This is a genomic window from Halorubrum sp. T3 (assembly GCF_000296615.1).
Taxonomy (GTDB): domain Archaea; phylum Halobacteriota; class Halobacteria; order Halobacteriales; family Haloferacaceae; genus Halorubrum; species Halorubrum ruber.
In genome coordinates, this window is record NZ_JH815330.1 from 1,003,208 (window position 1) to 1,012,110 (window position 8,903).

Sequence of the window (8,903 nt, forward strand, 5' to 3'; positions counted from 1 at the left end):
AACGTGCGGGACGCTCGGACGCGTCGGAACGTCGTCCGAGACACTACCGGGCGGGAATCTACTGATAGGCTCGGTGGACGTGGAACCGGCCGTGTGAGCGACGAGTGACCGCCGAAAAGATATAAACGAGAACGCGACCAATGACGACGTATGAGTATCTCCCGCGACGAGGACGTCCTCGGGGGCGAACCCCGAATCGAGGGGACGAGAGTCGGCGTCCGGCACGTCGCGGCCAGGGTCGTCGATAACGACCGGTCACCCGCACACGTCGCAGACCAACTCGAAATCTCTCTCTCCGAGGTGTACGAGGCGCTCTCGTACTACTACGCGCACGTCGAGGAAATGCGTGAGTTCGAGCGTGAAAACGAGGCTGCCTTCGAGCGAATTCACGAGTCATCGCTGAAGCCGAAGGAAACGATTCAGTGACGGGAGCGCGGATTCTCTTGGACGAGCACGTCGGGCGAGTGTTCGAGCGCGTGCTCAGCGAGCGGGGCTACGAGGTCGAGCAGGGAAGGACGTGTTCGGCGAGTTCACTGAGGACGCGGAGCTACTGGCGTGGTGCGGCGAGCACGGCGTCGCGCTGATGACGAACAACGCGCGGGACTTCGAGGAACTACACCGGGAGATCGACCACGCAGGGCTACTGCTCTACTACGATCAGAACCGCCCCGACGAGGATCCGGAAGGACTAGCGCGAGTCGTGGACGAAGTGTTCACCCAGTACGGGGCGACGGATATCGAAAACGAGGTCGTTGACCTCGACGAGTGGTACGACTGGCTACACGGGTGAGTAAACTACCCTACCCTACTCCCTCGGCGCTACGCGCCTCGGTCCTTGAGGGTAGGGCTTTGATGTGGACTCCCGGCAATCAGTCGCCAGCAATAGGCTGGTAACTCTCGCCGTTCACCGTTCCACCATTCACACGCACGTCTACTGGTGCGTCTCCGCTCCCCGACTTGGGCGAGGAACGGAGGCTGTGTCTCTGTTTCCGGGCGTATCGCACCCCGATATTCTTCGCTGCATTGTAGTCCGCGTTGACCTCGTACCCGCACTTCTGGCACTCAAAGTGTTCACCGTGGCGGTTGTCTTCATGCGTGAACCCACAGTCCGTCCGAGAACAACGTTGGGACGTGTGGTTCGGCTCAACTTGCTCCACGGAGACGCCTTGCTCTGGTGCTTTGTACTCGACATACTCGGCGAGGCGTCGGAACGCCCACACGTGGTGCCACTTCGCGTATGGAAGTCGCTCACGGATGTCCGTTAACTCCTCGAACACGATCACGTCGCAGTCGTGTTCGACGGCTTCCGAAACGATCTCGTTGGCAACCGTGTGGATGTACTGTTTCCGCCAGGCTTCTTCGCGCTTTCCGAGGCGAAGCAGGGCATTGTGTGCGGCTTGCGTGCCGCGCTGTTGCATCTCCCCACGCCGCTTCTCGAACTCGCGGCACCAATGGTCGTACTCGTCTCCCTGCCAGAACGTGCCGGTCGAAGAGACGGCGAGGCTGTTGACGCCGAGGTCGATACCGAGGACTGTTTGGTGCCCGGTATCTGCCGAAACCTCGTTATCGTCATCATCGTCCTTCCGGGTTGTAATGTGGAAGTAGAACTCGTCAGTCGCCTTGTCGTATTGGAGTGTACTCGCCCGGAACTCATACTCGTCCGAAAGAACGTACTGTTCGTAGGGCGTCAGGCTGTCCGCCGGAAGTTCAAACTCGCACTCAACCCGCCCGTTGACGGTTGAGAGTGAAACTTTGTTCCGATAGAACGTCGCACTCCGCTTGTCATAGAGCATACTCCACGACGTGAACTCCGGTTGGCTCACACGCTTCCCCTGTTTCCACCGTTCAACGACGCCTTTCGTCGCTTGGACGGCGCGTCGGATGGCTTCTTGAACGAGGTTCGCGGTGAGTTCAGTTTCTTCCCGCAGCTCCGCGTAGAGTGCGTCTCGCGCAGTTGAGTTCGCCGTGACGCAGTTCGTGTAGGAACGGTCGTCCCAACAGAACTCGGCAGCACGATTCGCGCAGTGAAGGAACTGTCGCGCGGATTCGTGGAGGTCGTCGCGCCGCTCGTCGGGAACGATGAGTTTGACCGGCGCGGTTCGACGCACCTCCATATTTCAGATTACTACATGACGGTACTTATATACTTGGGAGTCGGGTAGCTACTGTCGGGCGGTTGCGTCGTCGGTTGTCGGTTTCCTCTCCGACCTACTCGCTCGCTACACTCGCTCCTTGAGGTCGGAGGCTCCACCTTGAATTATGCTGACAGTCAACAGTTCGATGCCCGACTCTACGGCGTACCGCTTTTTGATTCCGAAATGTGCGCCCGCAACACTAACGACCGGTCTCATCTCCGGCGGCGTGCCGCGTCGACCGGGAAACCCTCGTGGCGGGCGGTCGCCTGCGCGGCGACGGGCGGGTCGCGTCAGCGACCGATGTGACGCGCCTGGGTTCTCCGCGCTGTCATCGCTCCCATCGGGGAGTACTCGGGCGGGGACTAATGGCGCGCGCTCGACGGTAGCCGCTCGGCGCGTTTAAAAGGTCCGCTGGGGGACCGTCACTCTCGTTTTTCGCTTCCACCGACGCTGATCGTGTCCGCTTCCGGTTCCTGCGGCTCCGAGACCGAGACGGGGTCGATCCCGCGGCGCCCGGCGTCGAACTCCGAGAGCAGGTAGACGAGCGCGACGAGCGTCAGGACGCCGACCGGGAGCAACACGAACGGCGTAATTCCGAGGAATCCCCACACGAGCAGCAGCGCCACGGAGACTAACCCCACGGTGACCGCGTAGTAGATCTGGGTGCGGACGTGGTCGATGAGGTCCGCGCCGGTGAACGTCGCGGACAGCACCGTCGTGTCGGAGATTGGCGAGCTGTGGTCGCCGAAGATGGCCCCGGAGAAGATGACGCCGACCATCACCGCGACGAGGGTGTGCCCCTCCGCGCCGCCGCCGGTGATCTCCCAGGCGATGGGGACCGCGATCGGGGTCATGATCCCCATCGTGCCCCACGAGGTCCCGGTCGAGAAGGCGATGAAGCCGGCGACGACCATCACGAGCGCCGGGAGGACGGCCTGTGGAACCGTCCCGACCGTCGCCTCGGCGACGTACTGGCCCGTCTCCAGCGCGGAGATCACCTCGCCGATCCCCCACGCGAGCACGAGGATCGACACCGCGGTGAGCATGATTCCGAACCCGTCGACGGTGTACTCCGTCGCGTCGCCGAAGCCGAAGACCCGGTAGACCTTCCCGAGGACGAACCCGGACAGCACCATGCCGAACGCGCCGATCATCAGCGCGGTCGCGAAGTCAGCGTTGATGACCGCCTCCCAGAGGCGGTCGCCCGCGCTCCCGAACTCGGCCGCGAGGAAGTCGGCGAGGAACCCGGTCGGCGCGAAGCCGCCGGACCAGAACGCGGTCCCCACTGTGACGACGATCAGGACCGCGACCGGCGCGAAGAAGTTGATCAGCCGAGGCGTCGACGCCGGCGGTTCGCCCAGCTCGCCGGCCACGTCCTGCATCGGCTCCGCGCCCTCTCGAGTGACCTGCCCGGTCGTCCACGACCGGTGTTCCGCCGTCAGCATCTCGCCGTAGTCGCGCCCCCACAGCACCACGATGGCGACCATCGCGATCGCGAGGATCGCGTACATGTTGAACGGGATCGAAGAGAGGAACACCTCGAAGGTGCTCGGCCGGTTCGCCTCGGCGACGCCCGCCTCCGCGTACCCCTCGTCGATCAGCGACAGCTGGAACGCGACCCACGAGGAGATCCCGAGCGTGGCGACCGGGGCAGCGGTGGAGTCGACGATGTACGAGAGCTTCTCGCGGGATATCCGGAGCTGGTCGGAGACGTCTTTCATCGCCGAGCCGACGATGGCGGTGTTGGCGTAGTCGTCGAAGAAGAGGACGATCCCGAGCGCCCACGCCGCCAGCCCCGCCTTGCGCTGCGTGTCGAGGCGCTCGATCGCCCAGTCGCGGATCGCGTAGGTCCCGCCGAGGTTCCACACCAGCGCCACGCCGGAGCCGAGCAGGAGCGTGAACACGAGGATCGTCGCCTGGAACCCGTCGTCGGCGATGATCGCGGCGACGATCCAGTCGAACGTCTGGACGATCCCGAGCCCGCCCGTGTAGATCACGGCGCCCGACCAGATGCCGAGGAACAGCGAGAGGATCGCCTTGCGGGTGACGATCGCGAGCGCGATGGCGAGCAGCGGCGGGACGATCGAGAGCGCTCCGAACTCGGACATAGCGTGCGAGTACCACGCACCCATATTTAAAAGGTATCACCGAGCGACGGAGAACGCACGACCGCGACCGGACCGACCGGCCCGCGGGCGCGACGGGACCGCGGCCGGCGGAATCGACGCGTATCCGAACGCACTTACGTCCCTGTCACGGACCCACGCGCAATGTCTGTCCGAGTCGGCATCCTCGGCGCGACGGGCGCCGTGGGCCAGCGATTCATCCAGTTGCTCGACGACCACCCGACGTTCGACCTCGCCGCGGTCACGGCGAGCGCGGAGAGCGCGGGCGAGACGTACCGCGAGGCGGCCAAGTGGCGCGTCGACACGCCCATCCCGGACGACGTCGCCGAGATGGAGGTCGCGGAGACGACGCCCGCGGGCATCGCGGACGACGATGTCGACCTCCTGTTCTCCTCGCTCCCCTCGGGCGTCGCGGCCGAGGTCGAGCCCGCCTTCTTGGAGGAGGGCTACGTCGTCTCCTCGAACTCCTCGAACGACCGGATGGCGGCGGACGTGCCGCTCACCATCCCGGAGATCAACCCCGGTCACCTCGACCTGATCGAGGTCCAGCGCGACGAGCGCGGCTGGGACGGCGCCCTCGTGAAGAACCCGAACTGCTCGACGATCACGATGGTGCCGACGCTCGCGGCGATCGACGAGTTCGGTCTTGAGAGCGTCCGCGTCTCGACGCTTCAGGCCGTCTCCGGCGCCGGCTACTCCGGTGTCACCTCGATGGAGATCATCGACAACGCCATCCCGCACATCGGCGGCGAGGAGGAGAAGATGGAGACGGAGTCGCGCAAGCTGCTCGGCGAGTTCGACGGCGCCGAGGTCAGTCTCCACGACGCCGACGTGGCGGCCTCCTGTAACCGGATCCCCACGCTCGACGGTCACTTGGAGAACGTCTTCGCCGAGTTCGCCGACGACCCCTCCCCCGAGGACCTCCGCGAGGCGATGCGCTCGTTCGAGGGTGCCGGCGACCTCCCGAGCTCGCCCGACCAGCTGATCAAGGTGTACGGCGACGACGAGCCCGAGCGCCCGCAGCCCCGCCTCGACCGCACGTACGCGGACGGGATGGGGATCGTCGCCGGCGGCGTCCAGTCGACGGACGCCGGCGCGAAGTACAACTGCCTCGCGCACAACACGATCCGCGGCGCGGCCGGCGCCTCGCTGCTCAACGGCGAACTGCTCGTCGAGGAGGGGTACGTCTAACTGCTCGTCGAGGAGGGGTACGTCTTACTGTCAGTTGAGGAGGGGTACGTCTTACTGTCAGTTGAGGCAGGGCCCGTCCGACCGAACGGCTCGGCGCGAGCGATGGCGGACGGCGAGACCGTCAAAGCCTTTATCCTCCGCGTTCCGGTCCCGGTCGCCATGTCGGAGACGACCAGATCCCTCCGTCGAGGCGTCGCCCTCCTCCTGATCCCGCTGTCCGGAGCGACCTCGCTCCCCGCGTTCGTCGAGTCCGCGCTGCCCGGCGTCTCGGACGTCGTCGGCGTCGCGCTGTTCGTCGCAGCCGTCACGTATCTCGTCGCGAGCGTCGGGCGGCAGGTCGCCGAAGCGGCCGACACGCCGCTGTAGTCGGGCAGCGCGGCGGCCTCGGGGGTTCTACTTCCCTTCGAACTCGGGCTCGCCGTCGCCCATGAACGCCGTGACCCCTTCCATGAGGTCGTCGGTGTTCATTACGTGGCCGAAGCCCATCGCCTCGACCTCCAGCCCGGCCTCGTTGTCCGTCCGGCCGGCGTGGATCGCGCGCTTCGTGTACTTCTGGGCGATCGGCGGGCCGCCGGCCAGCTGCTCGGCCAGCTCGCGGGCCCGCTCGTCGAGCTCGTCGTCCGGGACGACCTCGTTGACGAAGTCGTACTCGGCCATCGTCTCCGCGTCGTAGCGGTCGGCGGTGAGGATGATCTCCTTCGCGCGCCCCTCACCGACGATCCGGGCGAGGCGCTGCGTGCCACCCCACCCCGGAAGCAGGCCGAGGTCCAGCTCGGGCTGACCGAGCTCGGAGCGCTCGGAGGCGATCCGCATGTCCGCGGCGGTCGCCAGCTCCATCCCGCCGCCGAGGCAGTAGCCGTCGATGGCGGCGACTACGGGCTTGTCCGACTCCTCGAGCTTGCCGAACGTCTGCTGGCCCTGTCGGGAGAGCTCCACGGCGTGGATCGGGTCGGCGCCGCCCGCGGCCATGCTCTGGACGTCCGCGCCCGCGGAGAAGGCGCGGTCACCGGCGCCGGACAGCAGGATGGCCCGGACCTCGTCGTCGTCGTCCAGCCGGTCGATCGCGTCCGCGAGCTCGTCGAGGACTTCGCCGCTGATCGTGTTCATCCGGTGCGGGCGGTCGATCTCGACGTGGCCGACACGGTCGTCGACCGCGACGTTCAGCACCTCGTAGTCGGGGCCATCCTCGGCGTCGCTCGCGTCGCCGCTCCCGCCACTCGCGCCGCCGCGGAACCCGCCGGATTCGCCGGCCTCGCGGAGATAGTCGGTCGCCTCGTAGCGCGCCTCGCCCGTCTCTTCCGCGAGCGCGTCGAGCGTCTCGACGAGCGCGTCGAGCCCCTCCTCGTCCGCGAGCTTGGCGGGGCCGTCGGGGAAGCCCGCGCCGAGCTTGACGGCCTCGTCGATGTCGTCGGCGTCGGCCACGTCGTTGCCGATGAGGCCGGCCGTCTCGTTGGCCATCACGGCGAGCAGGCGGCGGCGGACGTCCTCGTCGACCGCGTCGCTGGGGATCTGGGCGCCGTCGCCGTCCTCGTAGTCGTAGAACCCCTTCCCGGTCTTCTTCCCGAGGTTCTCCGCCTCCACCTTCTCGCCGAGCAGCGGGCAGGGACGGTAGGCGTCGCCGAGCACCTCGTGCATGTACTCCAGCACGTGGTAGCCCACGTCGATGCCGACCTGGTCGGCGAGCTCGAACGAGCCCATCGGGAGGCCCATCCCGAACTTCGTCGTGGAGTCGACCGCCTCCATCGTCGCGTCGCCGGACTCGACGATCCACGCCGCCTCGTTCATCAGCGGGACGAGGATCCGGTTGACGATGAAGCCGGGGCTGTCCTTGCGGACGCGGACCGGGGTCTTCCCCATCGACTCCGCGAGCCCCTCGATCAGTTCGAGGGTGTCCTCGCTCGTGTGCTTCCCGGAGATGACCTCGACGAGGTCCATCCGCACCGGCGGGTTGAAGAAGTGCATGCCGCAGAAGCGCTCGGGGCGGTCGGTGACCTCGGAGAGCTCGGTGATAGAGAGGCTGGAGGTGTTGGTGACGAAGACGGCCTCCTCGGGCGCGTGCTCGACGACCTCGTCGTACACGTCCTTCTTGATCGCCATCTTCTCGGGGACGACCTCGACGACGACGTCGGCGCCGTCGAGCGCGTCTTCGAGGTCGACGAACGCTTCGACGCGGTCGAGCGCGGCGTCGGCCTCGTCGTCGCCGATCCGGTCCTTCTCGGCGAGCTTGCCGAGCGACCACTCGATCTGGTCGTACCCCTTCTCGACGAGCTCCTCGTTGATGTCGCGGAGCGACACGTCGTAGCCGGCGAGCGCCGCCACTTCCGCGATGCCGTGCCCCATGTTTCCGGCACCGAGCACTGCCACGCGCTGAACGTCTTCGAGCTGCATACCCGAACGGTCGGAACCGTCATGGTTGAACGTTTTCATCTTCCAAACGCGAAACGCACCGTTAGTTTATTCGGGTAGGCTACGCCGGATCCCCGCGCGTCGAGTCGGAACCGAAGCGTGTCGGAGCGGAACCGAACGTACTCCTGCGTGCGGTCCCGTCTCCCGGACATGGACGACGACGTCGCGGCGACGCTGCGCGAGGACCCGACGATGGCGGCGCTCGTCGACCGGCACGGACGGCTCTCGGTCGAGCCCGCGGACGACGAGTTCGGTCGGCTCTGTACCTCCATCGTGAACCAGCAGCTCTCGACCGCCTCCGCGGACGCGATCCGCGAGCGGTTCGTGGACGTGCTGGGCGGCGACCCGACGCCCGACCGCGTCCTCGCGGCCGACGAGGACGCGTTGCGCGAGGCCGGCCTCAGCGGCACGAAGGTCGAGTACCTACGGAACGTCGCGGCCGCGTTCCGCGACGACGAGCGCGACTTCACCCGGGCGGGGCTGGCGGGCGTGAGCGACGACGAGGTCGTCGACCGGCTCACCGAGATTCGTGGGGTGGGCGAGTGGACCGCCCGGATGTACCTCATCTTCGCGCTCGGCCGCGAGGACGTGCTTCCCCTCGGCGACCTCGCGGTGCGGAAGGGGATCGAGCAGGTGTACAACGACGGCGCGGAGCTGAGCCGGGCGGAGATGCGCGAGATCGGCGAGACGTGGCGCCCCTACCGGAGCTACGGCACGCGGTACATCTGGGCAGAGTACGAGTCGTAATCGGTTGGGTTTGGATCGCCCGTGAACGTTGTCCAAGTGCCAGTCGTTCGGGCGGACGACGGTGATATTTATAAACAACTGATCGGCTCTGTTGAAATCCTATTCTTCAGACAGATACTCAGATGAAACGGCTGGTCAATGAAGGGTGCTTCCTGATCGGTAGCGGGAGTAGGTATCGCAGATCAGTGGCCGCGATGTGGTGTTTAAATAACCACGAGCGACGGCGACGAGCGCTTATAAAAGGGGTGCGGTGGCGCGCCTGCGAGCGGCCGGAGCGAAGCGGAGGCCGCGAGCCAGC

8 protein-coding genes are annotated in these 8,903 nt (G+C 66.2%); 5 read left to right on the forward strand and 3 right to left on the reverse strand.

Going from position 1 to position 8,903, the window contains the following annotated elements:
* Window positions 1-150: 150 nt before the first annotated feature.
* Together B378_RS0114165 and B378_RS15935 are read left to right on the forward strand one after the other, a co-directional pair.
* Window positions 151-426: a DUF433 domain-containing protein gene (locus B378_RS0114165; protein WP_017344422.1), complete on the forward strand. Its 276-nt coding sequence runs from the start codon at window positions 151-153 to the stop codon at window positions 424-426.
* Window positions 427-517: 91 nt separating this feature from the next.
* On the forward strand, window positions 518-790 hold the full coding sequence (locus tag B378_RS15935) for a DUF5615 family PIN-like protein (protein ID WP_017344423.1): 273 nt from the start codon (window positions 518-520) through the stop codon (window positions 788-790).
* A 79-nt stretch (window positions 791-869) separates the two neighbouring features.
* On the opposite strand, the gene B378_RS0114175 is transcribed toward B378_RS15935, so the two are convergent.
* Both B378_RS0114175 and B378_RS0114180 read right to left on the reverse strand, forming a co-directional pair.
* Complete coding sequence (locus tag B378_RS0114175; protein ID WP_017344424.1) at window positions 870-2,114, reverse strand: RNA-guided endonuclease TnpB family protein; 1,245 nt, start codon at window positions 2,112-2,114, stop codon at window positions 870-872.
* 443 nt (window positions 2,115-2,557) lie between these two features.
* On the reverse strand, window positions 2,558-4,243 hold the full coding sequence (locus B378_RS0114180) for a Na+/H+ antiporter NhaC family protein (RefSeq protein WP_017344425.1): 1,686 nt from the start codon (window positions 4,241-4,243) through the stop codon (window positions 2,558-2,560).
* A 162-nt stretch (window positions 4,244-4,405) separates the two neighbouring features.
* Between B378_RS0114180 and asd the strand changes: the two genes are divergently transcribed.
* Together asd and B378_RS0114190 are read left to right on the forward strand one after the other, a co-directional pair.
* On the forward strand, window positions 4,406-5,452 hold the full coding sequence (gene asd / locus B378_RS0114185; protein ID WP_017344426.1) for an aspartate-semialdehyde dehydrogenase: 1,047 nt from the start codon (window positions 4,406-4,408) through the stop codon (window positions 5,450-5,452).
* A 159-nt stretch (window positions 5,453-5,611) separates the two neighbouring features.
* Window positions 5,612-5,818, forward strand: coding sequence for a hypothetical protein (locus B378_RS0114190; protein ID WP_017344427.1), 207 nt, complete (start codon window positions 5,612-5,614; stop codon window positions 5,816-5,818).
* Between the two features lie 27 nt (window positions 5,819-5,845).
* Here the strand turns inward: B378_RS0114190 and B378_RS0114195 are convergent, their stop codons facing one another.
* On the reverse strand, window positions 5,846-7,840 hold the full coding sequence (locus tag B378_RS0114195; protein ID WP_017344428.1) for a 3-hydroxyacyl-CoA dehydrogenase/enoyl-CoA hydratase family protein: 1,995 nt from the start codon (window positions 7,838-7,840) through the stop codon (window positions 5,846-5,848).
* Window positions 7,841-8,008: 168 nt separating this feature from the next.
* On the opposite strand from B378_RS0114195, the gene B378_RS0114200 reads away from it, so the two are divergent.
* Entirely contained in the window at window positions 8,009-8,605 is a 597-nt protein-coding gene (locus B378_RS0114200) for a DNA-3-methyladenine glycosylase (RefSeq protein WP_017344429.1), read from the forward strand.
* The last annotated feature ends 298 nt before the right edge of the window (window positions 8,606-8,903 follow it).

Coding starts and splice junctions, on each gene's coding strand:
- B378_RS0114195 (WP_017344428.1), bottom strand. CDS start 7,840: ATGCAGCTCGAAGACGTTCAGCGCGTGGCAGTGCTCGGTGCCGGAAAC.
- B378_RS0114200 (WP_017344429.1), top strand. CDS start 8,009: ATGGACGACGACGTCGCGGCGACGCTGCGCGAGGACCCGACGATGGCG.
- B378_RS0114175 (WP_017344424.1), bottom strand. CDS start 2,114: ATGGAGGTGCGTCGAACCGCGCCGGTCAAACTCATCGTTCCCGACGAG.
- B378_RS0114190 (WP_017344427.1), top strand. CDS start 5,612: ATGTCGGAGACGACCAGATCCCTCCGTCGAGGCGTCGCCCTCCTCCTG.
- asd (WP_017344426.1), top strand. CDS start 4,406: ATGTCTGTCCGAGTCGGCATCCTCGGCGCGACGGGCGCCGTGGGCCAG.
- B378_RS0114165 (WP_017344422.1), top strand. CDS start 151: ATGAGTATCTCCCGCGACGAGGACGTCCTCGGGGGCGAACCCCGAATC.
- B378_RS0114180 (WP_017344425.1), bottom strand. CDS start 4,243: ATGTCCGAGTTCGGAGCGCTCTCGATCGTCCCGCCGCTGCTCGCCATC.